The sequence below is a fragment of the Marivita sp. NO-S04 genome (assembly GCF_059070475.1).
In genome coordinates this window covers 2684407-2711034 of the sequence record NZ_CM180980.1, presented here as the reverse complement: position 1 = coordinate 2711034, position 26628 = coordinate 2684407, and the positions used below count along the sequence as shown (strand labels likewise).

The following is a 26628-nucleotide window of genomic DNA, read 5'->3' as shown; positions in this document are numbered from 1 at the left end:
GTGAGGAGCGGCCATGTCCACTGATCCGATCATGCGGCCCGAGCCCTTGCCCGAGGATCGTGACCGCGCCTTGCGGCCGCAGATGCTGGACGATTTCGTGGGGCAGGCCGAGGCGCGCGCCAACCTGCGTGTGTTCATCCAATCGGCCCGGCAACGCGGTGAGGCGATGGACCACACCCTTTTTCACGGCCCGCCAGGATTGGGTAAGACGACGCTGGCGCAGATCATAGCGCGCGAACTTGGTGTCGGGTTTCGCATGACTTCGGGGCCGGTTCTGGCCAAGGCTGGCGATTTGGCGGCAATTCTGACCAATCTCGAAGCGCGGGATGTGCTGTTCATTGACGAAATCCACCGCTTGAACCCGGCGGTGGAAGAGGTGCTGTACCCGGCGCTTGAAGATTACGAACTGGACCTCGTAATCGGTGAGGGGCCCGCTGCCCGCACCGTGCGGATCGAATTGCAGCCGTTCACCTTGGTCGGTGCGACGACACGATTGGGGCTATTGACGACGCCCCTTCGCGACCGTTTCGGGATTCCGACGCGGCTTAATTTCTACACCGAGGATGAGCTGAACCTGATTGTTGCGCGCAACGCGGTGAAACTGGGCGTTGAGGCGGCCGCTGAAGGCGCGCGTGAGATCGCACGCCGGTCACGCGGCACGCCGCGGATCGCCGGGCGTCTGTTGCGCCGGGTGGTGGATTTCGCGGTGGTCGAGGGCGATGGCGTGGTGACCAAGGAATTGGCTGATGGTGCGCTGACGCGTCTTGGGGTGGACCGGCTGGGCCTCGACGGCGCGGACCGGCGATATCTGCAGCTGATCGCAGAAAACTATGCAGGCGGTCCGGTGGGGATAGAGACCCTGTCTGCAGCGCTGTCGGAAAGTCGCGATGCATTGGAAGAGGTGATCGAGCCTTACCTGCTTCAACAGGGCTTGATTCAACGAACGCCGCGCGGGCGGATGCTGGCGCAGAAGGCGTGGACGCATTTGGGCATGGCGGCTCCCAAGGTGCCGGGGCAAAGCGACCTATTCGGTCAGGCCTGACTTGCCCGGCGCAGCACCCTGTGCCAGAGGTCGGACTTGCATATTTGGAAAAAGAAGAAGCAGGGGGTCGGTGCCTCATGATGGACGCAGCCGAGGTGGAGCGGTTTTTCACGCGCTCTGATGGAAGTTACCTGTTCGCCCGTTGGGGGCGGCCGATTGCGCCGATCGTCTTCGGGGTCGAGGATGCGACCTTGGCCGTTGTGAAGGGCGCTCTGGAGGCGGTTTGCGCGATGGCTGGGCACCACATGGCCGAGACCGATCCCGAACTGGGCACCAACGTGATGATGTTCTTCTTCCGCGACTGGAACGAGTTGCTGGATGTGCCGGATCTGGACCGGCTGATCGACGGTTTGGCGCCATTGGTGGCCAAGCTTTCGGCGGCGGAAGCAAACCAGTATCGGGTGTTCCGCTTTGACGCGGCTGGCGCGATCAAGGCCTGTTTCGTGTTTCTGCGCATGGATGACGTGATGTCGTCGCAACCCGCCGAGACACTGGCGTTGAGCCAGGTGGTTCAGTCTGTGGTGCTCTGGTCGGATACGGCCTTTACTGATCGTTCTCCTTTGGGACAGTTGGAAGACGGTCGAGTGGTGTTGCGGCCCGAGATCGGCGCGCTGATCCGGGCGGCTTATGATCCGGTGATGCCTGCCATGGCAGATGATCCGGCCCATGCGCTGCGTCTGTCAGCGCGGATGCAGGTGGCACACGGAGGTGCGAACTGATGGTCCATGAATTGCCAATCCGTGTGTATTACGAAGACACTGATATGGGCGGGATCGTCTATTACGCCAATTATCTGCGGTATATCGAACGGGCGCGGTCAGATTGGGTGCGGTCCTTGGGCGTTGATCAGAACGCGATGCGGGAAAAAGACGGCGTGGTTTTTGTGGTTCGGCGGGTTGAAGCGGATTACCTGAAGCCTGCGAAATTCGACGATGAGCTGCTTGTTCGAACAGTGGTCAAGGCGGTCACGGGGGTGCGCTTAATCATGTCCCAAGAGGTCATTCGCGGCGACGATTTGCTATTTCAGGCCGAGGTGACGGTTGTCTGCGTCGGCGAGGGCGGTGCGCCGGCGCGGCTTCCGGCGAATATCCGCCGTCGTATTCACTAGCCAGCCGGAAACCGTACGTTATGACGCCAATGTGTTGGCGTTTCCCCTGCAATTGCGGTAATGATGCTGGTAATCAGAGCCCGACCAATAGGGGCCAACCGGCTAAAGAGCAGGCAGATGGAAGCAGAAACACTTGCGCTGGCGCAGGAGATTGATTTCTCCATGTGGGGCCTTTTTGCGCGCGCGACATTGACGGTCAAACTCGTGATGGTGATGTTGATGATCGCGTCCTTCTGGGCGTGGGCAATCATCTTTGAAAAAATCATCTCGTATCGCAAAGCGCGGGCCGAGGCGGCAGAGTTTGACCGGGCCTTCTGGTCAGGCGAGCCGCTCGATGAATTGTTCGACCAGATTGGTCCGGAACCGGATGGGCGCGCGAAAAAGGTCTTTGCGGCGGGCATGACGGAATGGCGACGGTCACACCGGGATGATGGTGGGTTGATCGCAGGTGCGCATGCGCGGATCGACCGGTCGATGGATGTGGCGATCCAGAAAGAGGCCGAGGATTTGCAGAAGAACCTCGCTGTTCTCGCGACCGTTGGATCGGTCGCGCCCTTCGTTGGTCTGTTCGGCACGGTTTGGGGCATCATGCACGCCTTCGTTGAGATTGCGCAGCAGCAGAACACATCGCTGGTTGTTGTGGCGCCGGGTATTGCAGAGGCGCTTCTGGCGACGGGCCTGGGCCTGTTGGCCGCGATCCCGGCAGTGGTTTTTTATAACAAGCTTTCAGCTGACAGCGACCGTATCCTTGCGGGCTACGAATCCTTTGCCGATGAATTTTCTACCATACTCAGCCGCCAGTTGGACAGCTGAGCGATGGGGGGTGGCGTCGTCAAATCAGGCGGAGGCGGCGGGCGCAGGCGGCGCAAAGGCCGCGCCATGCCGATGTCGGAGATTAACGTCACGCCCTTTGTCGACGTGATGATGGTGCTTTTGATCATCTTCATGGTGGCGGCGCCCTTGCTGACGGTCGGTGTGCCGGTCGAGTTGCCGAAAACGGCAGCTTCAGCGTTACCGTCCGAGACAGAAGAGCCATTGACGGTGACCATCTCTGCCGACGGGATCGTATCTATCCAGAACACCGAAGTGCCGCGCGAAGACCTTGTTCCGCGGTTGCGGGCGATTGCGGCAGAACGCGCCGATGACCGGGTGTTCCTGCGGGCTGATGGCACCGTGACCTATGAGGTCGTGGCGCAGATCATGGGCGCGCTGAATGCCGGTGGATTCAGTTCGATCGGGTTGGTGACGGATATCGGGGGTCCCGCGCTTGACGGGTCGGATGGCTGAGGCGCGCAGTGCATACGGGCCATTATATCTCGGGAGGTGCCCATGGGATTTTGATCCTCTGGGCACTGGTCGGCGGCATGTTGCGCAGTGATCCGCCAGAAGTTCAGGTGGCCGATGTGTCGGTCATTTCCGAGGCGCAATTCGCCGCGATGATGCAGCCTCAAGCGGCACCAACGCTTGGTTCTGAGCCAACCGCGTTGCCGCAACCCGACATCGAAGAGCAGCCCCCCGAACCGCCCGCTGCAGAGGTCCAGCCTGTCCCGACGCCAGAGCCGGTGGAGCCCGAGGTGTCAGAACCTGACCCGGTGCCGCAGCCCGTGACGCCAACACCAGAGCCTGAGGTGGTCGAAACCTTGCCGCAGCCGCCCGCACCTGAACCAGTGCCCGAGGTCGACGCGCCCGAAGTGGCGCTGCGTCCGATCCCGCGACCGGCCCCGCGTGTCGCGCCTGAAGCCGTGCCGGAACCCGCACCCGAAACAGATGTAGCCCCCGACGTTCAAGAGACTGTCGAGCAGTCGGAAACCCCGGACGTGACCGAGAGTGAGGAGCAACAGGCAACGGCGCCCGAGGCGGCAGCGACCGAGATCGTAACCGAAGCCGAAGAGCCTGCGCGCGCGCCAAGCGCATCTGTGCGCCCGCAGGTCCGACCCAGCCGTCCTGCGCCAACGCCGCCGCAGACAGCCGAGGCTCCATCCGAACCTGCTTCGACGCCTCCTGCCGAGGCTGAACCGCAGCAAGATACCGCCGCTGCAGATGCAACAGCATCGGCTATCGCTGGCGCGCTTGAGGAGGCTTTGTCCGGAGCAAGCACCGGTACGACAAGCGGGCCTCCGCTGACGCAGGGCGAAACAGACGGCTTTCGCATCGCGGTGCAGGATTGCTGGGTCGTGGATGTTGGATCGCAGGCTGCGGACGTGACAGTGACGGTTGGATTCGAAATGGATCGTTCCGGGCGCGTTGTGAGTTCAAGTCTGAGACTGCTGTCGTCGGACGGCGGCAGCGGAACGGCCGTCGACACGGCGTTCCAAGCGGCGCGCCGCGCGATTTTGCGGTGTCAGGGCGATGGGTATAGTCTGCCGCCAGAGAAATTTGACCAGTGGAAGGCCGTCGAGATGACGTTCAACCCCGAGAGTATGAGGATCCGATGAAACAGATCATCGCGTCACTGTTGGCTGTATTTCTAACGGCGGTCAGCGCGCCGGGTGTGGCTCTGGCGCAAAGCGGGCCACTGCGCATCGAGATCACCGAAGGGGTGATTGAACCTTTGCCTTATGCCGTGCCCGATTTCGTCGCAGAAAGCGCGGGGGGGCAGCAGCTTGCACAGCAGATTGCGCGAGTGGTGGCCGAAGACCTGACAGGAACAGGTCTTTTCCGCGAAGTCCCGCGTGAGGCGCATATCAGTCAGATCACCAGTTTTGGCAGCCCAGTGCAGTTTGCCGATTGGAAGGCGATCAATGCGCAGGCGCTGATCACCGGGGCGGTGAGTTCGGAAGGGGGCCGTGTTGTGGTCAAGTTCCGGGTGTGGGACGTGTTTGCAGGCACCGAGCTGGGGCAGGGCATGCAGTTCGCGGGCACCGCGGATGGCTGGCGCCGGATGGCGCATAAGGTGGCGGACCAAGTCTACAGCCGGATTACCGGCGAGTCGGGTTATTTCGACAGTCGAGTGGTCTTCGTGTCGGAAAGCGGTCCAAAGGACCAGCGCGCCAAGCGTTTGGCGGTGATGGATTACGACGGCGCGAATGTGCAATACCTGACGGGTGGCAACGCGCTTGTTCTTGCGCCGCGCTTTTCGGAGGACGGTCAGAGGGTGCTTTATACCAGCTACGAAACCGGAATGCCGCGCGTTCATGTGCTTGAGGTTGGAACTGTGCAAAGCCGCATTCTGCAAGGCCAAGACGGCGTCATGAGCTTTGCGCCGCGTTTTGCGCCGAATGGTCAGACGGTGGTCTATTCGCTGACGCAAGGATCGAATACAGATATCTGGGCCATGGATATCGCCAGTGGTGGCTCGCGCCAGTTGACCAGCGCTCCGTCGATTGAAACCGCGCCGAGCTATTCCCCCGATGGCAGTCAGATCGTGTTCGAAAGTGACCGGTCGGGCACCCAACAATTGTATGTCATGTCTGCCTCTGGTGGCGAGGCGCGTCGGATCAGCTTTGGCCAAGGCCGATATTCAACACCGGTGTGGTCACCACGTGGCGACATGATTGCCTTTACCAAGCAGAACGCGGGTCGTTTTCATATCGGCGTGATGCGCACGGATGGCTCTGAAGAGCGGCTGCTGACCGCGTCTTTTCTGGATGAGGGTCCGACTTGGGCCCCGAATGGGCGCGTGATCATGTTTGCGCGAGAAACACAGGGCGCACAGGGGTCATCTTCGCTTTATACGGTCGATATCTCGGGTCGAAATCTCAAGCGGGTACGTACTCCCGAAGGCGCGTCAGACCCAAGCTGGGGGCCGCTACAGTGAACGGGAAGATGGCATCAGACCTTACTGAGCAGACATCAGAATTTTCATATGAGAATTTTGAGACACGGCAGATGGCTAGGCGCAGCGATGCGGCTGTGATAGTTTCCGACAAAACATAAGAGAGCAGGATCTCCCATGCGACTTACCGCCAAACTCACGATGCTGATGGCCGTTCTGGCTGTATCGGCCTGTACCAATGCCAACCGCTTTGACAATGACGCCGTCGATCTGAACGCTGCCACGGGCAGCGCCGGCGGCATCCTTCCGGGCAGTGCCAGCGATCCAAGGTCGCCTGCCTATTTCCAACAAACAGTTGGGGATCGGGTTCTTTTTGCGGTCGACCAGTCGACGCTCAGCCCCGAAGCGCGTGCAACGCTGGACGGACAGGTTCAGTGGCTGCTGACAAATTCCGATTATAACGCCGTGATCGAAGGTCATGCCGACGAGCAGGGCACACGCGCCTACAACCTTGCCTTGGGCGCGCGACGGGCGAATTCGGTCATGGAGTATCTTGTCGCGCAGGGTATTCCGACCAACCGTCTGCGCTTTGTCAGCTACGGCAAGGAACGTCCGATTGAAATCTGCTCGGACGAGTCGTGCTATGCCAAGAACCGGCGGGCTGTGACAATCATTTCCGCTGGATTGACCGGCTGACGGAGACTGCGATGCGTTTGGGTGGGGTTCTTCTGAGTTGTGTTTTGGCGCTTGCTCCATTTGCCGGGCAAGCGCAGGAAACACTTGCGGATATCCGGCAGGACATGTCGGTGCTGTTCGTCGAGATCCAAAAGCTCAAACGCGAGCTGAGCACCACCGGTGGCACTTCGGTGGCACTGCCTTCCGGCGCTCTGGATCGCATAAACGCAATCGAGAGCGAACTACAACGTCTGACAGCCAAGACTGAAGAGCTTGAGTTTCGCGTCGGTCGCGTTGCCGAGGATGGCGCACGGCGGCTGGGCGATTTGGAATTTCGCCTCTGCGAATTAGAGACTGGTTGCGACATCGGCAGCTTAGGGCAGGTTCCTACTCTGGGGGGGGCGTCTGACACGCCGTCCGCGCCGACCGCCCCTATTGCAAACCCGCAGACCGGAGGAACACAACTGGCTGTTGGCGAAGAAACAGACTTTCGGCGAGCCGGGGAGGCGCTCGCCAGCGGTGACTTTCAATCCGCCGCTGACCAGTTTGCGGCCTTTCGCCAGACCTATCCGGGCGGACCGCTAGAAGCGCAGGCGCTGGTCGCAGAAGGACGCTCCCTTGAGGGGTTGGGCAATACCCGCGATGCGGCGCGCAGATATCTGGACGCATATGCAGGGTATCCAGACGATACGGCAGGGCCCGAAGCTTTGTGGCGGCTCGGGGCTGCTTTGGGCGCGCTTGGCAATCTGGCCGAGGCCTGTGTGACCTTGAACGAGGTGTCCGGGCGATATCCCGGGAGCAGTGATGCCATCGCTCAGGCGGAGGCGGCAAAAGCCCGGTACAATTGCCAGTGACTGATGCACCGCTGTCGCAGCGGTTTGCCGATGCCATGGGCCAGCTGCTTGGCCCTGATTTTCCCACCGATCTCGGCTTGGCCATTTCTGGCGGAGGCGACAGCATGGCGATGCTTTACCTCACCCACAATTGGACCCGCGAATACGGGGTTCGGCTGTGGGGTGTCACTGTTGACCACGGTTTGCGGGCAGAAAGTGCGGCAGAAGCCGCCATGGTGGCAGAGGAATGTGCCACTTTGGGCTGGCCACACGCGACACTGCGTTGGCACTGGGATGGATCAGGCAATGTGCAGGATGCCGCGCGGCGTGCGCGCTTGGCTTTGATCGACCGGTGGCGCGGGAACGTGCGGCACGTTCTGTTTGCTCACACCCGCGATGATCAGGCTGAAACGGTATTGATGCGTTTGGCGCGCGGATCGGGCGTTGACGGATTGGCTGGGATGCGCGCGGCGCGAGAGATAGCACCGCACGCGCGCAACGTTCTGGAACTGACGTCACAGGATATGAGCGGCGATGCGCCACCGCGCAATGAGGTTCAGCCGGGGTATCAGGTGCTGCGCCCCTGTCTCGATCTGGGACGGGCAGAACTCAGGCATTACCTGACTGTGCTCAAAGGGCGTTGCGTGGATGACCCAAGCAATGAGAACACCGATTTCGAGCGCGTGCGCATTCGCAAGTTCTTAGCACTTTTGCAGCAAGAAGGCTTTGCGACGGGTGTGCTGTCGGATACCGCGCGCCGCATGTCCCGTGCGCGTGACGGTTTGACGGCCCGTTTGGTCGAAGCGGTGCGGTTGCTGTGCTCAGATGCACCACTGGGGCAGGTGATTGTTGATCGCGATGGCTTTGCCGCGCTTGACGATGAGACACGCTTGCGGTTGCTGACTGCCGCGTTGCGGTATGTCTCGGGTTCTGAATATCGGCCCCGCGCTGCGTCAAGCGAGGCTTTGTTGCAGCAGATTCTGTCTGGCGGCGGCGGAACGCTACATGGTGCAGAAGTGCTCGTGGAGAAGACAAACCTCCGGATCCTGCGCGAGGTTGCCGCTGTTTCGGGTGATGTTGCCCCGTTGGGAGGCTTTTGGGACAACCAGTGGCATCTGGAAGGTTCCGTTGAACCTCTGCCCAAGACCGCGGTGGTTCGTGCTTTAGGCGAAGATGGGTGGTGTCAGATCGAAGACAGAGCCGGTTTGACGGTGCCGTTTCGCGGGGCTCTTTCGGCGCCTTCGGTCTGGTTGGGGTCAACGCTCTTGGCCTGTCCCGTTCTTGGGCTTGGGCCTGAAATGTGTGTCAGTCGCCATGTGCTTGGGCGGCCCGACACAGGTTTTGAGGCATTTTGTCTTTCGCATTGAACCCGGGCTGCGCATGTCTATGTTAAGGGGCAAGAGACGCGGGCCGTCCCGCCCCTGTCAATTTCAGGAGAATTTTCCTTGGGCAACGCACGCAATATCGCCTTTTGGGTCGTCCTATTCCTGCTGATCCTTGCTCTTTTCAACATCTTCTCTGGTGGTGGAAACACATTGCAGAGTCGCGAAATCAGCTATTCCGACTTCGTTTCGGCAGTTGAGAATAATACGGTCAGCTCGGTCACGCTGGATGGCGAACAGCTTCGCTTCCGCAGCACTGATGGGTCGGACTACATCACGATCAAACCGGAAGACGCGACAGTGACCGATCTTTTGATCGACAACAACGTCCCGATCCGGGCTGAGCAACAGCAACAATCCGGCTTCCAGTCCTTCTTGCTGAGTTTGCTTCCCTTCCTGCTGCTTATCGGTGTGTGGATCTACTTCATGAATCGTATGCAAGGTGGCGGCAAAGGTGGCGCGATGGGCTTTGGCAAGTCCAAAGCCAAGTTGCTCACCGAGAAACATGGTCGTGTGACCTTTGACGATGTGGCAGGGATCGACGAAGCCAAGGAAGAACTTGGTGAGATCGTAGAGTTCCTGCGCAACCCACAGAAATTTTCTCGTCTTGGTGGTAAAATTCCCAAGGGCGCGCTGCTTGTCGGACCTCCCGGAACCGGTAAAACGCTGCTTGCACGTGCAATCGCGGGCGAAGCGGGCGTACCGTTCTTCACCATCTCTGGTTCGGACTTTGTGGAAATGTTCGTCGGTGTCGGTGCAAGCCGCGTCCGTGACATGTTCGAACAAGCCAAGAAAAACGCGCCTTGCATCGTGTTCATCGACGAAATCGATGCTGTGGGCCGTGCCCGAGGCGCTGGCTATGGCGGTGGCAATGATGAACGCGAACAGACCCTGAACCAGCTTCTGGTCGAAATGGATGGGTTCGAGGCGAATGAAGGTGTGATCATCGTTGCGGCGACCAACCGTCGTGACGTGCTTGACCCCGCCCTTCTGCGTCCGGGCCGTTTTGACCGCCAGGTCACGGTGCCGAACCCTGACATCAAAGGCCGCGAGAAAATCCTTGGCGTGCATGCGCGGAAGACACCGCTTGGTCCGGATGTGGACCTGCGTATCATCGCGCGCGGCACACCCGGTTTCTCGGGTGCCGATCTGGCCAACCTCGTGAACGAAGCGGCCCTTATGGCGGCACGTGTCGGACGTCGTTTTGTGACGATGGAAGATTTCGAGAACGCCAAGGATAAGGTCATGATGGGGGCGGAGCGCCGTTCTATGGTGCTGACGCCCGACCAGAAAGAGAAAACTGCCTATCACGAAGCGGGCCATGCCGTTGTCGGTTTGGCGTTGCCTCAGTGTGATCCGGTCTACAAAGCCACGATCATCCCGCGTGGCGGTGCATTGGGTATGGTGGTGTCGTTGCCGGAAATCGACCGTCTGAACTGGCACAAATCCGAGTGCGAGGAAAAGCTGGCCATGACAATGGCAGGCAAGGCGGCTGAGATCATCAAATACGGCCCCGAGAACGTGTCGAACGGACCTGCGGGTGACATCCAGCAGGCGTCGGCTTTGGCTCGTGCGATGGTGCTTCAGTGGGGCATGTCGGACAAGGTAGGAAATATCGACTACCGCGAAGCCGCCGAAGGCTATAGCGGCAACACGGCTGGCTTCTCGGTTTCGGCAAATACGAAAGAGATGATCGAGCAAGAGGTCAAACGCTTCATTCAGGATGCGTACGATCGCGCCTTTGCCATCCTTACAGAGCGTAAGGATGAGTGGGATCGACTGGCGCAGGGCTTGTTGGAATACGAAACGCTGACCGGTGAGGAAATCAAACGCGTCATGCGGGGCGAGTCGCCGCATTCGGGCGATGGTGATGAGTCGGGCGGTGCACCTGAAACGCCGAGCATTACGGCGATTCCCAAGACCAAACCAAAGTCGAAAGCTCGTAAGGATGATGGCGATCTGGAGCCGGAACCCACTGTCTGATCGATAAAACTTTGACATTCGAAACCCCGGCGTCTGCGTGGCGCCGGGGTTTTGTTTTCTGAACGTGCACCTTTCGGGTTGTTCTTTTGGGTAGAGCAGGGTCTCTAGCTGCCAACTGAACCGGAGGTGATCCCATGCCAGCATTGAAACCTACCGAATTCATCGCGGAGGTCTGTTGGATTGGCCGTGTGCCCGTGCAAGGCGAGAGCATTCTGTCCGCGCAGACAGACCGTTTGGAGCTGGGCTTTGACGGCCCGGAGGGCGAGCGGCATTCCGGGCGCACGCGACCGTCCTGCAGCCGTGTCACAACTCAATATCCCCGAGGCACCGAGATTGCGAATGTGCGGCAATTGTCGGTTCTGTCGGCGGAAGACCTGACCGCCATTGCAATGGAAATGGGATTAGAGGCGATCGATCCCGTCTGGCTGGGTGCGTCGCTCGTGATCAAGGGAATCCCGGATTTCACCCTCGTCCCACCGTCGTCGCGCCTGCAGGGGCCGGACGGGGTCACTCTGATCATCGACATGGAAAACCGCCCATGCCATCTTCCAGCCCGCGAGATCGAGGCGCTGCATCCCGGCAAGGGAAAGGCATTCAAGGCTGCGGCGCAGAATCGCCGAGGTGTGACAGCGTGGGTCGAACGACCGGGAATGCTGGTTTTGGGGCAAAATTTACGCCTGCACGTGCCGGATCAACCGGTCTGGCCGCATCTGGACAAGGCCCGCGCGTCACTGAAACGCTGAGATGTTTCCGATTGGCGACGCCGCGGTGTCAATCCCGCCGCAGTTTCGCCGGGAAGTGTCGGTTTCACCGTGCCATGGCTCTGGTGCACAAAGGTATGCGTTGGGCAAATGACGTTCCGAACAGGGGAGCCCTTTCATGTCGTACAAATCGGATATCGAGATCGCCCGCGAGGCGCAAAAGCGCCCCATCATGGAGATCGGGGAGAAAATCGGGATTGGGTCGGACGACCTGCTGCCCTATGGCCACGACAAGGCCAAGGTCAGCCAGTCCTTCATCAACTCGGTGCAGGATCGCCCAAATGGCAAGCTGATCCTTGTCACCGCGATCAACCCGACACCTGCGGGTGAAGGCAAGACCACAACAACGGTCGGTCTTGGGGATGGTCTGAACCACATTGGCAAGAAAGCCATGATCTGCATTCGCGAAGCCTCGCTTGGGCCGAACTTCGGCATGAAGGGCGGGGCTGCTGGTGGCGGCTATGCGCAGGTGGTTCCGATGGAGGACATGAACCTGCACTTCACTGGCGATTTCCACGCCATCACCAGTGCGCACAGTCTGCTTTCGGCGATGCTCGACAACCATATCTACTGGGGCAACGAGCAGGATATCGACACCCGCCGCGTTGTCTGGCGTCGTGTCGTCGACATGAACGACCGGGCGTTGCGACAGATCACTTGCTCGCTCGGCGGTGTGGCAAACGGCTTCCCGCGTGAGGCTGGATTTGACATCACCGTGGCGTCCGAAGTTATGGCCATCCTCTGTCTCGCAAATGATCTGAAGGATTTGGAAAAGCGTCTGGGCGACATGATCGTGGCCTACCGGCGCGATCGCAGCCCGGTGTTCTGCCGTGACATCAAAGCTGCAGGCGCGATGACGGTGCTGCTCAAGGACGCGATGCAGCCGAACCTCGTGCAGACCTTGGAAAACAACCCGGCCTTTGTGCATGGCGGCCCGTTTGCCAATATCGCACATGGATGCAACTCGGTGATCGCGACGACAACGGCGCTGAAGCTGGCGGATTACGTGGTGACTGAAGCCGGATTCGGGGCCGATCTGGGCGCCGAGAAGTTCATGAACATCAAGTGCCGCAAGGCGGGCATTGCGCCGTCGGTGGTGGTTTGCGTCGCCACAGTTCGCGCGATGAAGATGAACGGCGGCGTCGCCAAGGCTGATCTGGGGGCCGAGAATGTGGAGGCGGTCAAGAAGGGCTGCCCGAACCTGGGCCGTCACATCGAGAACCTCAAGTCGTTCGGCGTGCCGGTGGTTGTGGCGATCAACCACTTTGTCACTGACACCGACGCCGAAGTTGAGGCGATCAAGGCCTATGTGAAAGAGCATGGTGCAGAGGCGGTGCTGTCGCGCCATTGGGAGCTTGGGTCCGCAGGCTCTGCCGATCTGGCGCGTAAAGTCGCCGAGGTGGCGGATGCGGGGCAGGCGAACTTTGCGCCGATCTACCCGGACGAGATGTCCCTGGCCGACAAGATCCAGACCATCGCCAAGCGCATCTACCGCGCGGACGAAGCGCTGATGGATCAGAAGATCCGCGACCAGCTCAAGCTTTGGGAAGATCAGGGCTACGGCCATTTGCCCGTCTGCATGGCGAAGACACAGTATTCGTTCACAACCGACCCGAACCGGCGCGGTGCGCCGACCGGCCATTCGGTGCCGGTGCGCGAAGTGCGCCTGTCGGCCGGTGCCGGGTTTGTCGTGGTGGTCTGCGGTGAGATCATGACCATGCCGGGCCTGCCGCGCGTGCCATCAGCGGAGAACATCCACCTGAACGATGCAGGCCAGATCGAAGGGCTGTTTTAAGCTGATGGCGGGTGGGCTCTCGGGCTTTGCCCATCGCCCCACCCGCCATCCCGCAAGGTGCATCTGACGGCCGCCTGTTCGCGGATGGGTTCAGGCGCGTTTGCATATTTGGAAAAAGAAGAAGGACAGACCATGAGCGCTCGGATTATCGACGGAAAGGCTTTTGCCGCGACAGTGCGCGGGAAGGTGGCAGACCACGTGGCCCGGTTGAAATCCGATCACGGCATCACGCCGGGATTGGCGGTTGTGCTCGTGGGTGAAGACCCGGCAAGCGAGGTCTATGTCGCGGCCAAGCATAAACAGACGGTCGAGGTTGGCATGGCATCGTTTGAGCACAAGCTGCCTGCGGACGTGTCCGAGGCTGATCTATTTGCCCTGATCGACCAGTTGAACGCAGATCCCAATGTGCATGGCATCCTGTGCCAGTTCCCGGTGCCGGATCATCTGGATGAACGTGCTGTTGTCGCGCGGATTGATCCGGCCAAGGATGTGGACGGGTTGAGTGTGGTCAATGCCGGTCTTCTGGCCAGTGGCGAAAAGGGGCTGGTGTCCTGTACGCCGCTGGGGTGTCTTATGCTGCTTCGCGACCAGATCGATGCCATGTCGGGGCTGGACGCAGTTGTAATCGGGCGGTCAAACCTGTTCGGCAAGCCGATGGCGCAATTGCTGCTGCAGGAAAACTGCACCGTGACCATCGCACATTCGCGCACCAAGGATCTGGCGGCTGTCTGCCGTCGTGCGGATATTCTTGTTGCAGCGGTGGGCCGGGCCGAGATGGTCAAAGCCGACTGGGTCAAGCCCGGCGCGACGGTGATCGACGTGGGCATCACCCGCATTCCGCATCCCGATAAACCGGGCGCGACCAAGCTATTGGGTGATGTTGATTTTGCGCAGGTGTCCAAGGTCGCCGGTGCGATCACTCCGGTGCCGGGCGGGGTGGGGCCGATGACGATCGCCTGTCTGCTGGCCAATACCCTGACCGCATGCTGCAGGGCGCTTGGGGTGGCAGAGCCCGAAGGCCTTACAGCATAGGGAGACGCCGGGCGCTTGCCCGGCTTTGCTATTTCTGGGCCTTGGGCAGTGCGCAGAGCATTTCAAACAGCAGGTTCGATGCGATCAAGGCAGTGTTGCCCGTGGTGTCGAACGGTGGCGACACTTCGACCAAGTCCCCGCCGACAAGGTTTAACCCTGCGCAGCCCCGCACGATTTCCAACGCCTGCCACGTGCTGAGACCGCCCATCTCGACCGTGCCAGTGCCGGGGGCGAAGGCGGGATCGAGACTGTCGATGTCATAGCTGAGATAGACTGACGCATCGCCGATCTTTTCGCGGATGTCTGCCATGAGCGGGGCCAGCGATTTGTACCAGCATTGTTCGGCAGGGATCACCGTCCAGCCCTGATCGCGCGCCCAGTTCCAGTCGTCCGGTGAATATCCTGATCCGCGCAGGCCGATCTGCCAGACCTTGTCGTTTTGCAGGCAGCCTTCCTCCCATGCGCGGCGGAAGGGGGTGCCGTGGGCTTCTTTCTCGCCGAACATCTCGTCGCTTGTATCGGCATGAGCGTCGATATGGATCAACGCGACAGGCCCGTGCTTTTCCTTGATCGCGCGCAGGATCGGCCATGTCAGAGTGTGATCGCCGCCGAGTGTCAGGGGGATCGTGTCGTGTTTCAGAATCTCGCGGTATTTGTCGGTGATGATGCCGATGGTTTTTTTCAGATCGAAGGTGTTGACCGCGACATCGCCAATGTCCGCCACCTGCATACATTCGAACGGTGCCGCGCCGGTCGCCATGTTATACGGGCGGATCATGCGGCTTTCTTCGCGGATCTGGCGTGGGCCTAAGCGGGTGCCGGGGCGGTTCGATGTGCCGTGATCCATCGGGATGCCGACAAAACAGGCGTCGAGCCCTTCAGCCGTGGGTTGCGCGGGCAGGCGCATCATTGTGTTTGGGCCAGAAAACCGGGGGGAGTCGTTGCCGCCTAAGGGCTGATTGTATGTCGGCATTTACTGTTCCTTCAAAGGTCGACAGGCATCATGGTGCCGATGAGACAGGCGATATGGCGTTCGGTGCCATCGGTTTCGGCATAGACATCAGAGGCCACGACGATCAAACGGCGTCCGGGTTTGATCACCCGGCCACGGGCGATCAGACGATCGCCAATGGCCGGGGCCAGCAAGTTGATTTTAATCTCTGCAGTGACAACTTCCTGATGGTCGGGGATCAGGGTCAGGGCGGCATAGCCTGCTGCGCTGTCGCCGATGGAAAAGGTCAGGCCGGCATGACCAAAGCCCTGCTGCTGGCGAGAGCCTGGCAGAATCGGGGCAGTGATTGTCACGGTGCCTTGGCCGGTTTCGATCAGTTGGGCGCCCAAGGTGGCCATCATGGATTGACTGTCAAAGCTGGCTTGAATGCGGGGGTTCGTAGTCATGCGAAACAGTGAGCATGCCGCGCAGGTCAAGACAAGGGGGCGCGGCCCGGCATAGGGATCTTGCACGGCGTCGGCCCGGTCAGGATGGCCTCAGCCGTGGGGGACATCAGGCGTGTCAGGGCAGGGTCGTGGCTGTGTAACCCACCGGTGAAGGCACCATAGGCGGGAAGGATCAAACGGGTTGCATCAAACAGGAAACACGGGCGCGTCAGAGCTCGGCCTCTTAGCGAAAGCGTGGCTTTGGGGTGGTAATGCCCGGTGACTTCGCCCGGTGTTGGGGTGGCTTCTGCGATATGGCGAAAGGTGAGTGGGCCGACCATGAGGCTGTGCCGGTGTGTGCCGCCAAGCTGAACGGGATCGGGGTCGTGGTTGCCTTCGATCCAAACCCAATCAACACCCGCTTGCAGCCTTGTCAGGGTCAGGAGGTCGGAGTCGGGCAGGGCTGTTTGAAGCGTCGGCGCATCAAAGCTGTCGCCAAGACAGATCACGCGGCGCGCATTGGTGGTATCAAGATCGTTGAACAGACGCGTGAGTGTTTCGGTTGTTTCATAGGGCGGCAGTTGCGCGCCACCAAAGCGGGCGGCACGCGCGGATTTTCCCAAGTGCAAGTCGGATACGACAAGCAGGGTTTGCGAAGGCCAATAAAGCGCGCCCGAGGGCAGGGCATGCAAGGTTTCGGAACGAAAGGAAAACTCAAGGTTGTTCATGATTTGTTCATTGCCCGACTTTAGACGGTTGGCAAGGGCCAATGGCCCCTGTCACAACATGGCGGGCACAACTTGATCAGGCGGGCGGTGTCCGTCGGCAAATGTCTTGACGTTTATGATGACTTTCTCGCCCATTTCCAGACGGCCCTCCTGCGTGGCCGATCCCATGTGGGGGAGCATGACAACATTCGGCATGTTGCGCAGTTCGGGATTGCCGCGATGGCCGTGTTCATAGACGTCGAGGCCTGCGCCCGCCAATTCGCCTGTCTTGAGCATGCGGGTCAGGGCATTTTCGTCGATCACCTCTCCGCGCGAGGTGTTCACGATAACTGCGCTGGGTTTGAGCAGTTTCAACCGCCGCGCGTTAAGCAGGTGGAAGGTCGACGGTGTGTGCGGGCAATTGACGGACAGAACGTCCATGCGTGCGACCATCTGGTCGAGGCTTTCCCAATAGGTCGCTTCAAGCGCGTCCTCTATTTCTGGGCGCAGGCGGCGCCGGTTGTGATAGTGGATTTGCATGCCAAACGCCTTGGCGCGGCGGGCAACGGCCTGCCCGATGCGTCCCATGCCAAGGATGCCCAAACGGCGTCCACCCAGACGACCGCCAAGGAATGCGGTCGGGGCCCAGCCTTGCCAATCGCCGGTCTGCATGACGCTGAGGCCTTCCTGAAGGCGACGCGTGACGCTCAGCATCAGGGCAAGCACCATGTCGGCTGTGTCTTCAGTGACGACACCGGGCGTGTTCGATACAAGAATGCCACGGCTGCGGGCGGTGTCGACGTCGATGTGATCAACGCCAGCGCCGAAATTAGCGATCAGGCGCAGACGCTCTCCGGCTTGGCCGATCAGGCCTGCGTCGATCCGGTCTGTGACAGTTGGAACCAGAACATCCGCCTCTTTCACCGCCTCTATCAGTTCGGCTTGTGTCATCGGCGCGTCACTGTCGCGAAGACGGACGTCGAACAGTTCTTTCAGGCGCGTTTCGACGGCGTCCGGCAAACGTCGCGTGACGACAACACTCAGACGTTTTGATGACATGCTTTCGCTCCCACTACTTCCCCGGCGTGTCAGGTTTTGGCACAGTGTCCCAAAGCCGCGGCAGGCACAAGAACCTGCCGTGAAAAACCAAAAAACCAAGTAAATTGAGGCGCATCACATGAGCTGGCTTTCGTTCCGGACGTTGACGGGCAAATCCGTGGCCGTTGCATTGATCGTGGGGATGCTAAGTGCTGCGCCTGCGGTCGCTGCAGAACGTGGATCGGTGACCAATCTGCCGCTGCCGCGCTTTGTTTCAATGAAGGCCAGCGAAGGCAATGTGCGCCGCGGGCCTTCGCTGTCCCATCGAATCGACTGGGTCTACAAGCGCCGCAACATGCCATTGCAGATCACAGCCGAACACGGCCATTGGCGGCGGGTGCAAGACCGCGATGGCGCGGGCGGCTGGGTGCATTACTCGCTGCTTTCGGGTGTCCGCACTGCGATTGTCGAAGTTGACTTTCTCAACCTTCATGCACGGCCGGACCCGGCATCGCCTGTCAACGCGCAGCTGTCCTTGGGTGTTGTGGCCGAACTGCGCCAATGCCAATCCGAATGGTGTGAACTCTCGGCCGGTGGTTACCGGGGCTGGGCGCGGAAAGGCGCCTATTGGGGGGTCCAGCCGAACGACGTGTTCGAATAGGCAGCATGCGCTCGTGCGGATCAGGCTGCCCGATGAATCAGGATCGCGGCTTCGGATGACGACAGGTTTCGGCGGGCATAAGTGCCATAGCCTTGCGGATTGTATTCAACTTCAGGCAGCATCTCTTGCAGACGTACCCGGTCGGACGCGTCGAGCGTGGATAGGGCGGCATTCGCGGGGTGGAAGCTCTCTGATTCAACACCGTTTGCAAACAGGATCTCATGTTGCGGCAAGAGCATGTGGACATAGGTGATCTCGCGCACGGTCAGGTCGACTGACACTCGGTCGTGGTCCACAAGATCTCGCGCGGCCACCAGAACCTCGGGCGTGTTGAAAAGGTCCATTGCGACGCGGCCCTTGATCAGCATGCGGTGTTCCGGAGCGACCAAGAGATCTTCGTCAGGTTCATCAAGCCCAAACAGCCCGGCGCGGATACGGATCGGGCGTAGTTTCGGCATCGCAAAGAGCCGGGCTCCGCTCATCCGGCGTTGACCCATCCATTGGATCGGCTGTGCGCCATTGTCCTTGGTTTGGACATAGTCACCTTCGCGCAGGTCTTCGATCAGCTTGATGCCATCCGGTGTGAGTATGCGGGTGCCGGGTGAGAACGGCAGTGCAAAAGTTGGCCACGGAAGTGGCGTGATAATCTCGCTGCGGGCAGCGTAAAATGTTGCCACTTTGGCCCTTTCTGTTTGCAGGGAGGGCGGGAGATTTTAGTCGTGGATTTATATTTGAAGGTCCGCCTCGCGCGTCGGGGCGGTATGAGCGAACGGGAGGCCGCCGGCCATTTCGGGATCTCGCGTGCGAGCGTGAAGAAGATGATGATGTTTTCGGTCCCGCCGGGTTATCAGCGAACGGCGCAGATCAAGCGGCCCAAGCTGGACGGGTTCACCGGCTTCATCGACGAATGGATGCAAGACGATCTGAACCGTCCCCGTAAACAGCGCCACACCGCCAAGCGCATTTTTGAACGGCTTTGCGACGAGCACCAGTTTCAAGGCGGCTATACGACGGTCAAGAACTATGTCCGGGAACAAGGGCGGCGCAGCCGAGAGATGTTTGTCCCTCTGGCACATGCCCCCGGCCATGCCCAAGCGGATTTTGGCGAGGCGATGGTCGTGATTGGCGGGGTCGAGCAGAAGGCATATTTCTTTGCACTGGATCTGCCCTACAGCGATGCCTGCTTTGTGCGTGCTTATCCTGCGGCGGTCTCCGAGGCTTGGGTTGATGGCCATGTTCATGCTTTTGCATTCTTCGGCCGGGTTCCGCAGTCGGTTCTTTATGACAACGATCGATGCCTGGTCGCGAAGATCCTGCCGGACGGCTCGCGCAAGCGGACCAAGCTGTTCAGTGGGTTCCTGTCGCATTACTTCATCCAAGATCGTTATGGCCGACCGGGTAAGGGCAACGATAAAGGCGCTGTTGAGGGTCTGGTCGGATATGCCCGGCGCAACTTCATGGTGCCTATCCCACATTTTGCGACATGGGAGGCGTTCAATACCTGGCTGGAAGAACAATGCCGCAAGCGCCAGAGCGATGTCTTGCGCGGTCACAGCGACAGCATCGGGCAACGACTGGTCCGCGATCTTGATGCGATGATGGATTTGCCGGCGTCACCGTTTGATGCCTGTGACCAGGCCAATGGTCAGGTGAACTCACAATCCCTGGTGCGCTACAAAACCAACGATTATTCGGTTCCTGTCGCCTACGGGCACCGCGATGTCTGGCTTCGTGGCTATGTCGATCAGGTGGTCATTGGCTGTGGTGGAGAGGTGATTGCCCGCCACAGCCGGTGCTGGGACCGGGAGGATATGGTCTTTGATCCCGTTCACTATCTGCCGCTGCTGGAGCAAAAGACCGGCGCGCTGGATCAGGCGGCCCCATTGGTGGAATGGGAGCTGCCAGAGGAATTTGTGACCCTGCGCCGCTTGATGGAAGCCCGCATGATCAAGGCGGGGCGGCGTGAGTATGTGCAGGTCTTGCGGCTCTTGGAGACATTCGAGATGGCAGACCTGCAGGTTGCCGTCAAAAACGCACTTCGCATGGGTGCCATTGGGTTTGACGCCGTGAAACACCTCGTGCTGTGCCAGGTCGAGAAGCGGCCGCCCAAGCTGGATCTGGATGTCTATCCGTATCTGCCAAAGGCCAATGTCGGCACGACGTCGGCGGCCAGTTATATGTCCCTGATGAAGCGGGGGCAGGCAGCATGAGCGACGCTCCCCAAATCCTGCTGAACTACCGCCTCAAATCGCTGCGGCTGCCGACCGTTCTGCGGGAATACAGCAAACTGGCCAAGCAGGCCGCAGCCGAGGGACTGGACCATGTACAATTTCTTGCACGTCTGATCGAACTGGAGATGATTGACCGGGAACGCAGGATGATCGAGCGCAGGATCAAAGCCGCAAAGTTCCCAGCCGTCAAAAGCCTGGATAGCTTCGACTTCAAGGCGATCCCCGCCCTGAACAAGATGCAGGTGCTGGAGTTGGCGCGTTGCGAATGGATCGAACGGCGCGAGAATGTCATCGCGCTTGGGCCTTCCGGCACCGGCAAAACCCACATTGCCCTCGGCCTCGGGTTGTCGGCATGCCAGAAAGGCCTGTCTGTCGGTTTTGTCACCGCCGCAGCGCTTGTTCATGAACTGATGGAGGCCAGAGACGAACGCAGGCTCCTGCGGCTTCAAAAACAGATGGTTGGTTACAAGCTGCTGATCATCGACGAGCTGGGCTTTGTGCCACTGAGCAAAACCGGGGCTGAGCTGCTGTTTGAATTGATCTCCCAACGCTACGAGCGCGGCTCCACGCTGATCACAAGCAACCTGCCATTCGACGAATGGACAGAAACATTTGGGTCAGAACGCCTGACAGGCGCACTGCTCGATCGCCTGACCCACCACGTCAACATCCTGGAGATGAATGGCGAAAGCTACCGCCTTGGCCAGAGCAAGGCGCGTCAAGCAGCGCCCAAAACCTAAACCTCAATCAGCACAGATTGGCCCTGACGGTCCAAAGCATCCGGACAACCGCCCGCTATATAACAAGCGCGGCTGCCCGGATGCTGGCGCTCGTCTTCACGCTGATTATCCCAAACCCAAAGTGGCAACATTTTGCGCTGCCCTTTGGCTCACTTTTACTCTGCCGTTGACACCGGGGGTAAAGCAGATCACCGCACCTTGGTGTTCTGCCTCGCTTTGGGTGATAACGTTGGTCAGGGACGCGTGCACAACCCACAAATCACAATTGCGGGGTGGCAGCGCGTTGAAGAACATCAACAAAGGCGGTTTGCGAGTCCCGGACTCGATCATCGTGGCGGTATATGTGCTGTGACCATCGGTCAGCACGAAACACTTGTCAGCAACCGGATGGTCAATCGAGACGGATGTCAGATCATTGGTCTGTTCGATGGCCGCACCAACCAGCCGCCGCACCATGCGCGCGGCACGTTTGCGTCTGTCTGCCTCACCCTCTGCATCGTCCAGTCGCAGCAGATCGTTGGGGCCATCGACGCGGACGGCCTCACCTTCCCAACCCCATGTTACACCGACCTTCAAGAAATCGACCGGAGCCGACTGAAGCGTGTCTATAGTTGTCTGCGACCAGGAGATGACGAACGTGCCATTGTAAGCCGTTCCCATATTCCTGTGTGCCTGCTCTCTTTAGTTTTATTTTTTATCTAAAGATTAACTGTCGTTGAAAACGTTTGCAGGCAAAAATTCGCCGTGCCGCAGCAGGGCGGTAAATTAGTTGAGCACCGTGATTCTTGAGCAACGGATTACGTTGCGGAGGCGTTATTCTGCAGGGTTGAAACCGACGATCAGTTGGCGAAGTCCTAGGGCAGCGCCTGCGAAAATGGCAAGAAACGTCACTGGCGCGCTGAAGGCGAGCATCGAAAACGCGCTGATCCCTTGGCCGACTGTGCAGCCCAATGCGATCACCGCCCCAGCGCCCATGAGTGCCGCGCCAAAGATTTGACGGCGCAATTCGCGTGGGTCTTCGCAGGCTTCCCAACGAAAATGACCTTTGATCAGAGACCCGATGAATGCGCCGAACCAGACGCCTGCGACAGACCCAACAGCAAAGCTGATAGGTTGCGCCGACCCGATCATCCACCACATGATGCTTTCACCCAATGGTGCGGCAAAGCTGTGTGAGACCACTGGAAGCGCTTCGAACCCTGTGTTTGCGATCCACGATGTGCCTGCCCAGCCACTGATGATGGCAATGCCGACGACACCAGCCCAAAGAGCTGACTTGGGGCTTTCCGCAAAGGCGCGTGAACTGATCGAGAGGACCAGCAAAACAAGCCCGATGGTCAGCCCAATGGCGGTCGAGGACATACCGGTCCATTTGGCGGTCGCGTGGGCGATTCCCGGTGGAACATCGCCCGGAAGGACTGGGCTTTGTGGGAAAAGTAAATCACGCAGAGGGGCCAAAGGGCCACTGAGGACGACATAGGTCGACACGCCCATGACCAACACGATGACAAAGCTGCGCAGGTCACCACCGCCCAATCGAGCAACCGCGCCGTAGCCACAATTGCCCGCAAGCGCCATGCCATAGCCGAACATCAATCCGCCGATGACAGAGGCCCACGGCAGCCAGTTGATCGAGAGGTAATAGGTTGTTCCAGCCTCGACGATTCCCGCGCCCATCAGGCTGAAACTGCCGATAATCGCTGTGCCGATGGCGATGCCCCACATCCGGATGCGTGTGTCTGAGCCGCCGTAAAGCAGGTCTTCGATCGCGCCCAAAGTGCAGAAACGGCCTAGTCTGGCGGCCAGCCCCAGAAGGACGCCGCCAAATAATCCTACAGCGGCCACAAGAATGTGCTCCGGAACGCTCTCTAGCATGTGCTGTCCTCCCAAGACAGGCTCCCTTGGCAAGTATGCGATCAGCGCGATGTGAGAGCAAGGAAAGAGTGGGGCGCGAACTCAGTCGTCTTTGCAGAAAAGATCGTAGACGCATTCCAGCATCTTGCGTGGTCGGTCGTCAGCAAGGCGATAGTAGATGGTTTTGCCGTCGCGTCTGGGGATGACCAGACCTTCAAGCCGCAACCGGGAAAGTTGTTGCGACACCGCAGCCTGACGGGCTGCCAGAAGCTCTTCAAGCTCGGTCACGGATTTTTCACCGGTCACGAGGTGGCACAGGATCATCAGCCGACCTTCGTGGCTGATCGCCTTCAGGAAGTTCGACGCAGTTGTGGCCTTGTCGACGATACGGTCGAGTTCGTCTTCGTTCAGATCTGGACTGAGCTGGGGAAGTGCCATGCCGTGCCTCTAGTTCCTGACCGTTTCAGCCCCGGTGGACGTTGCGAAATCCGTATTGTCCTCCAGCAGCTTTGTCAGCAGCGGCCAGAAGAAGTCTTCGCCGGGATACCCTTCGATACGTGCCTGTTCTTGGCCGTTGTCTATCAGAACAAATGTCGGTGTGAAAAGCACGCGGCGCGCATAAGTGATGCCTTCGGGTGGGCCCTGACGCAAATCTGCCCGAATAAGAGGCGCAAATTTGCCTTCATCTGTCTTGGGATAAGCCGGACCGATTTCCGCATCCCACCGTTCGCAATAGATGCAGCCCGGCTGTTCGACCATCACCAGATACGGCTCGGCCACGGCCGTCGCGGGCCATGTCGGTCCAACCAAGACAGCAGCGGCAAGCGCAAGAGCGTTCAGGGCATTCATCATTCACCAATTGACGGCGTCATAACAAAACACTTAATTTGAATATGTGAATAATTCAAGGAATCTCCGTCCATGTTCGATATTTCTTTCGCGGGCGCGGCTCTTGCGGGGATCCTGAGCTTCTTTACGCCCTGCATCCTGCCGATGGTGCCGTTCTACCTGTGCTACATGGCCGGGATTTCCATGAATGAGCTCAAGGGCGAAGAAGACGTACCGCAAGGGATCGCATGGAACCTCGTTCTGTCAGCGTGTTTGTTCGCGCTCGGCGTTACCACGATTTTCGTATTGCTTGGCATGGGCGCAACAGCAGTTGGCCAGGCCTTTGCCGATTTCCGCGAACCTTTGCGCTATGTAGCGGCGGCGGTGTTGCTCGGGTTTGGTCTGCACTTTCTTGGCGTTGTGCGAATCCCGATCCTCTACCGCGAAGCGCGGGTCGAGGCGAAAACCGAACCCACCACGCTGGTCGGAGCGTACGTGATGGGCTTGGCCTTTGGGTTCGGCTGGACGCCCTGCGTCGGCCCGGCATTGGCGTCGATCCTTATGATCGCCGGGGGGATGGGGGATATCTTCCAAGGCGGATTGCTCTTATTCGTATATGGTGTCGGCATGACCGCACCCTTTGTGGTCGCGGCCTTGTTTTCCGGGCCGTTCCTGCGCTGGACGGCCCGCAACCGCAGTTTCCTGGGCTATGCCGAAAAGGTCATGGGCGGCATGTTGATTCTGTTCGCGGTTCTAATCGCGACCGATACTGTGAACCTGATTGCGGATGCCATGCTACGGTGGTTTCCGAATTGGTCATCGCTGGGATGACCGCCAACTGAGGAGGAGGAGGGAAGATGAAACATTTTCTGGGCGGCGCACTGGCGCTTCTGATGGCGCTTCCGGTGGCGGCGGCAGAGCTTGGAGATGACGGTCTACACAAGCAGCCGTGGATGCGTGACACCTTCAAGGATCTGCGGGAAGACCTTGAGGAGGCCAACGCCGAAGGCAAACGGCTGGTCCTGTTTTTTGAACAGCGCGGCTGCATCTACTGCTCGAAGATGCATGAAGAGGTGTTTTCGGACGCGACGGTCAGCGACTTCATCGCAGAGACCTATTTTGTCGTGCAGTTGAACCTGCATGGTGACATCGAAGTCACCGATTTCGACGGCGAAGTCATGTCCGAAAAAGACATGGCCCGAAAGTGGCGGGTGCTGTTCACGCCGAACATCGTTTTCCTTCCCGAAGAGGTGCCAGAGGGCGAAAACGCGCTTGAAGCGTCCGTCGCGGTCATGCCCGGAGCCTTTGGCAAAGGGACAACACTGGACATGTTCACCTGGGTTGCCGAAAAACGGTATCTACTTGAAGGTGAAGAGGATTTTCAGAGATACCATGCGCGCATGATCCAGGAAAGAAGCAACGGAAGCACGGACTGATCCTGCGACATTCATACTCAATTATTCACTTCTGTGAATTTGTTGTTGCGTGAATCAACGTCTGTGGCCTACGGTATACAAAGCCATATGTCAGCTCGGTCAACGTATCGGGCGGTAAGGGAGGGACAATGAAGCTAACAGGTATTTCCGCAGCTGTCGTGATTTTTGCGACCGCAGCCATCGCCAACCCCATCACTCCGGGCGAGGTTCAATTCGACGAATACGGTGCGATCCAGGCATCTCTGTCCGGTTCGGACGGTGACGCCGCCAACGGCGCCAAAATCATGACCAACCGTGGCAAAGGTAACTGTGTTGCATGTCATGCTGTGACCGCGCTGAATGATGCGCCGTTCCACGGCGAAGTTGGTCCGACACTCGACGGCATCGCGGACTATCGCAGCGCGGAAGAGCTGCGTGGCATTATTGCCAACGCCAAGATGACGTTCGAAGGCAGCGTGATGCCAGCCTTCTACAAGACCAGCGGATTCATCCGGCCCGGTGATGGTTACACCGGAAAAGGTGCAAAGGAAGAAGACCTGACGCCCATCCTTACGGCGCAGGAAATCGAAGATGTGGTGGCGTTTCTCATGACGCTCAAGGGCAGCTGATCTGCCGTCACTGGATTAGGAGATAAGACATGGATTTCACAAGACGCGAAACCTTGGCACTGGGTGGGGCAGCGGCGCTGACCTTCGTCCTGCCGTTCCGCGCCAATGCAGCGGTTGACGATGTGATCGCAGAATTCACGGGCGGCGCCGCAGTGGGCGACGCAGGTGTGGAACTGACCGCACCCGAGATTGCCGAAAACGGTAACACCGTGCCGATCGCGGTTTCCGCTCCGGGCGCAACCTCGGTTTTGGTTCTGGCCGCAGGCAACCCGACACCCGGCGTTGCAACGTTCAACTTTGGCCCGCTCGCCGCGTCCCAAACCGCCAGCACGCGTATGCGTCTTGCCGGTACGCAGGACGTCATCGCCATCGCCAAACTGGCAGATGGCAGCTTTGCTCGCAGCTCGAAGACCGTGAAGGTCACCATCGGCGGCTGCGGCGGCTAACGGTCAACAGACAGATTTCAGGAGATAAAACATGGCATCCGGTGTAAAACCCCGCGTCAAGGTTCCCAAGTCCGCCTCTGCTGGCGAAGCGATCGTCATTAAGACGTTGATCAGCCACCCGATGGAGTCGGGCCAGCGCAAAGACGGCGACGGAAACCCGATCCCGCGCTCGATCATCAATCGCTTCACTTGCGAATTCAACGGCCAGGCTGTGATTGACATCACAATGGAGCCGGCGATTTCGACCAACCCGTATTTCGAATTCGAGGCCACAGTGCCCGAAGCAGGTGAATTTGCGTTCACTTGGTATGACGATGACGGGTCCGTCTACAACGACAACAAAGCCATCACGGTCTGAGCAGAAGCTCCTCCCTGT

General features: G+C 59.4%; 30 protein-coding genes and 1 pseudogene. 22 read left to right on the top strand and 9 right to left on the bottom strand.

The window, feature by feature from the left end; genetic code table 11:
• The first annotated feature begins 13 nt into the window (after positions 1–13).
• The 14 genes from ruvB (at position 14) to folD (ending at position 14326) form a co-directional block, all read left to right on the top strand.
• Complete coding sequence (gene ruvB, locus ACK3EW_RS13830; protein ID WP_493806675.1) at positions 14–1042, top strand: Holliday junction branch migration DNA helicase RuvB; 1029 nt, start codon at positions 14–16, stop codon at positions 1040–1042.
• Between the two features lie 80 nt (positions 1043–1122).
• Complete coding sequence (locus ACK3EW_RS13825; protein ID WP_439119403.1) at positions 1123–1761, top strand: hypothetical protein; 639 nt, start codon at positions 1123–1125, stop codon at positions 1759–1761.
• Positions 1761–2150 (top strand): tol-pal system-associated acyl-CoA thioesterase, encoded by a 390-nt coding sequence (ybgC, locus tag ACK3EW_RS13820; protein ID WP_439119391.1) that lies wholly within the window; start codon positions 1761–1763, stop codon positions 2148–2150. Before ACK3EW_RS13825 ends, ybgC begins: the two co-directional genes overlap by 1 nt.
• Before the next feature lie 117 nt (positions 2151–2267).
• On the top strand, positions 2268–2963 hold the full coding sequence (tolQ, locus tag ACK3EW_RS13815; protein ID WP_085628908.1) for a protein TolQ: 696 nt from the start codon (positions 2268–2270) through the stop codon (positions 2961–2963).
• Between the two features lie 3 nt (positions 2964–2966).
• Positions 2967–3437, top strand: coding sequence for a protein TolR (tolR, locus tag ACK3EW_RS13810; RefSeq protein ID WP_085628909.1), 471 nt, complete (start codon positions 2967–2969; stop codon positions 3435–3437).
• An 8-nt stretch (positions 3438–3445) separates the two neighbouring features.
• Positions 3446–4585, top strand: coding sequence for a cell envelope biogenesis protein TolA (locus tag ACK3EW_RS13805; RefSeq protein WP_493806674.1), 1140 nt, complete (start codon positions 3446–3448; stop codon positions 4583–4585).
• Complete coding sequence (gene tolB, locus ACK3EW_RS13800) at positions 4582–5907, top strand: Tol-Pal system beta propeller repeat protein TolB (RefSeq protein WP_493806673.1); 1326 nt, start codon at positions 4582–4584, stop codon at positions 5905–5907. Before ACK3EW_RS13805 ends, tolB begins: the two co-directional genes overlap by 4 nt.
• Positions 5908–6042: 135 nt before the next feature.
• Complete coding sequence (gene pal / locus ACK3EW_RS13795; RefSeq protein WP_493806672.1) at positions 6043–6561, top strand: peptidoglycan-associated lipoprotein Pal; 519 nt, start codon at positions 6043–6045, stop codon at positions 6559–6561.
• Between the two features lie 11 nt (positions 6562–6572).
• A complete protein-coding gene (locus ACK3EW_RS13790) occupies positions 6573–7394 on the top strand; it encodes a tetratricopeptide repeat protein (protein WP_493806671.1) in 822 nt (273 codons plus the stop codon).
• The gene (gene tilS / locus ACK3EW_RS13785; RefSeq protein WP_493806670.1) at positions 7391–8740 is read left to right on the top strand and encodes a tRNA lysidine(34) synthetase TilS; all 1350 of its coding nucleotides are present in this window, start codon (positions 7391–7393) and stop codon (positions 8738–8740) included. Before ACK3EW_RS13790 ends, tilS begins: the two co-directional genes overlap by 4 nt.
• A 78-nt stretch (positions 8741–8818) precedes the next feature.
• Entirely contained in the window at positions 8819–10738 is a 1920-nt protein-coding gene (gene ftsH, locus ACK3EW_RS13780) for an ATP-dependent zinc metalloprotease FtsH (RefSeq protein WP_439119398.1), read from the top strand.
• A 134-nt stretch (positions 10739–10872) separates the two neighbouring features.
• Positions 10873–11481 (top strand): MOSC domain-containing protein, encoded by a 609-nt coding sequence (locus ACK3EW_RS13775; protein WP_493806669.1) that lies wholly within the window; start codon positions 10873–10875, stop codon positions 11479–11481.
• A 136-nt stretch (positions 11482–11617) separates the two neighbouring features.
• Complete coding sequence (locus ACK3EW_RS13770) at positions 11618–13294, top strand: formate--tetrahydrofolate ligase (protein ID WP_493806668.1); 1677 nt, start codon at positions 11618–11620, stop codon at positions 13292–13294.
• A 132-nt stretch (positions 13295–13426) separates the two neighbouring features.
• Positions 13427–14326 (top strand): bifunctional methylenetetrahydrofolate dehydrogenase/methenyltetrahydrofolate cyclohydrolase FolD, encoded by a 900-nt coding sequence (folD, locus tag ACK3EW_RS13765; protein WP_493806667.1) that lies wholly within the window; start codon positions 13427–13429, stop codon positions 14324–14326.
• A gap of 28 nt (positions 14327–14354) precedes the next feature.
• Here the strand turns inward: folD and speB are convergent, their stop codons facing one another.
• The 4 genes from speB to ACK3EW_RS13745 are packed head-to-tail and all read right to left on the bottom strand — an operon-like array spanning position 14355 to position 17469.
• Entirely contained in the window at positions 14355–15299 is a 945-nt protein-coding gene (gene speB / locus ACK3EW_RS13760; RefSeq protein WP_493806666.1) for an agmatinase, read from the bottom strand.
• An 11-nt stretch (positions 15300–15310) separates the two neighbouring features.
• Entirely contained in the window at positions 15311–15724 is a 414-nt protein-coding gene (locus ACK3EW_RS13755) for a PaaI family thioesterase (protein WP_493806665.1), read from the bottom strand.
• A gap of 26 nt (positions 15725–15750) precedes the next feature.
• Entirely contained in the window at positions 15751–16431 is a 681-nt protein-coding gene (gene pdeM, locus ACK3EW_RS13750; RefSeq protein WP_493806664.1) for a ligase-associated DNA damage response endonuclease PdeM, read from the bottom strand.
• Positions 16432–16482: 51 nt separating this feature from the next.
• Positions 16483–17469 carry a 2-hydroxyacid dehydrogenase gene (locus ACK3EW_RS13745; RefSeq protein WP_085628921.1) on the bottom strand — a complete coding sequence of 329 codons (987 nt, stop codon included), beginning with the start codon at positions 17467–17469 and terminating at the stop codon, positions 16483–16485.
• 118 nt (positions 17470–17587) lie between these two features.
• Between ACK3EW_RS13745 and ACK3EW_RS13740 the strand changes: the two genes are divergently transcribed.
• On the top strand, positions 17588–18109 hold the full coding sequence (locus ACK3EW_RS13740; RefSeq protein ID WP_493806663.1) for an SH3 domain-containing protein: 522 nt from the start codon (positions 17588–17590) through the stop codon (positions 18107–18109).
• A 20-nt stretch (positions 18110–18129) separates the two neighbouring features.
• Here ACK3EW_RS13740 and ACK3EW_RS13735 read toward each other — a convergent pair.
• Positions 18130–18717: pseudogene (locus ACK3EW_RS13735) on the bottom strand (Hint domain-containing protein); the annotation flags it as partial.
• Positions 18718–18828: 111 nt separating this feature from the next.
• Between ACK3EW_RS13735 and istA the strand changes: the two are divergent.
• Both istA and istB read left to right on the top strand, forming a co-directional pair.
• The gene (istA, locus tag ACK3EW_RS13730) at positions 18829–20319 is read left to right on the top strand and encodes an IS21 family transposase (RefSeq protein ID WP_493806662.1); all 1491 of its coding nucleotides are present in this window, start codon (positions 18829–18831) and stop codon (positions 20317–20319) included.
• On the top strand, positions 20316–21080 hold the full coding sequence (istB, locus tag ACK3EW_RS13725; protein ID WP_493806661.1) for an IS21-like element helper ATPase IstB: 765 nt from the start codon (positions 20316–20318) through the stop codon (positions 21078–21080). Before istA ends, istB begins: the two co-directional genes overlap by 4 nt.
• A gap of 105 nt (positions 21081–21185) precedes the next feature.
• On the opposite strand, the gene ACK3EW_RS13720 is transcribed toward istB, so the two are convergent.
• From ACK3EW_RS13720 to ACK3EW_RS13705, 4 genes are all read right to left on the bottom strand, one after another.
• Positions 21186–21740 carry a hypothetical protein gene (locus ACK3EW_RS13720; RefSeq protein ID WP_493806660.1) on the bottom strand — a complete coding sequence of 185 codons (555 nt, stop codon included), beginning with the start codon at positions 21738–21740 and terminating at the stop codon, positions 21186–21188.
• Between the two features lie 153 nt (positions 21741–21893).
• On the bottom strand, positions 21894–22955 hold the full coding sequence (locus ACK3EW_RS13715) for a YeeE/YedE family protein (RefSeq protein WP_493806659.1): 1062 nt from the start codon (positions 22953–22955) through the stop codon (positions 21894–21896).
• A gap of 81 nt (positions 22956–23036) precedes the next feature.
• Positions 23037–23372: an ArsR/SmtB family transcription factor gene (locus tag ACK3EW_RS13710; RefSeq protein ID WP_085628924.1), complete on the bottom strand. Its 336-nt coding sequence runs from the start codon at positions 23370–23372 to the stop codon at positions 23037–23039.
• 9 nt (positions 23373–23381) lie between these two features.
• Positions 23382–23786 (bottom strand): thioredoxin fold domain-containing protein, encoded by a 405-nt coding sequence (locus tag ACK3EW_RS13705; RefSeq protein ID WP_439120501.1) that lies wholly within the window; start codon positions 23784–23786, stop codon positions 23382–23384.
• A 69-nt stretch (positions 23787–23855) separates the two neighbouring features.
• Between ACK3EW_RS13705 and ACK3EW_RS13700 the strand changes: the two genes are divergently transcribed.
• The 5 genes from ACK3EW_RS13700 to soxZ all read left to right on the top strand — a co-directional run bounded on the left by ACK3EW_RS13700 (position 23856) and on the right by soxZ (position 26610).
• Complete coding sequence (locus tag ACK3EW_RS13700; protein WP_493806658.1) at positions 23856–24593, top strand: cytochrome c biogenesis CcdA family protein; 738 nt, start codon at positions 23856–23858, stop codon at positions 24591–24593.
• A 26-nt stretch (positions 24594–24619) separates the two neighbouring features.
• Complete coding sequence (locus tag ACK3EW_RS13695; protein ID WP_085628927.1) at positions 24620–25198, top strand: thioredoxin family protein; 579 nt, start codon at positions 24620–24622, stop codon at positions 25196–25198.
• A gap of 128 nt (positions 25199–25326) precedes the next feature.
• Positions 25327–25806 (top strand): sulfur oxidation c-type cytochrome SoxX, encoded by a 480-nt coding sequence (gene soxX / locus ACK3EW_RS13690; protein ID WP_439120498.1) that lies wholly within the window; start codon positions 25327–25329, stop codon positions 25804–25806.
• Positions 25807–25835: 29 nt separating this feature from the next.
• On the top strand, positions 25836–26252 hold the full coding sequence (gene soxY, locus ACK3EW_RS13685) for a thiosulfate oxidation carrier protein SoxY (RefSeq protein ID WP_085628929.1): 417 nt from the start codon (positions 25836–25838) through the stop codon (positions 26250–26252).
• 31 nt (positions 26253–26283) lie between these two features.
• Entirely contained in the window at positions 26284–26610 is a 327-nt protein-coding gene (gene soxZ / locus ACK3EW_RS13680; protein WP_439120497.1) for a thiosulfate oxidation carrier complex protein SoxZ, read from the top strand.
• Positions 26611–26628: the final 18 nt, after the last annotated feature.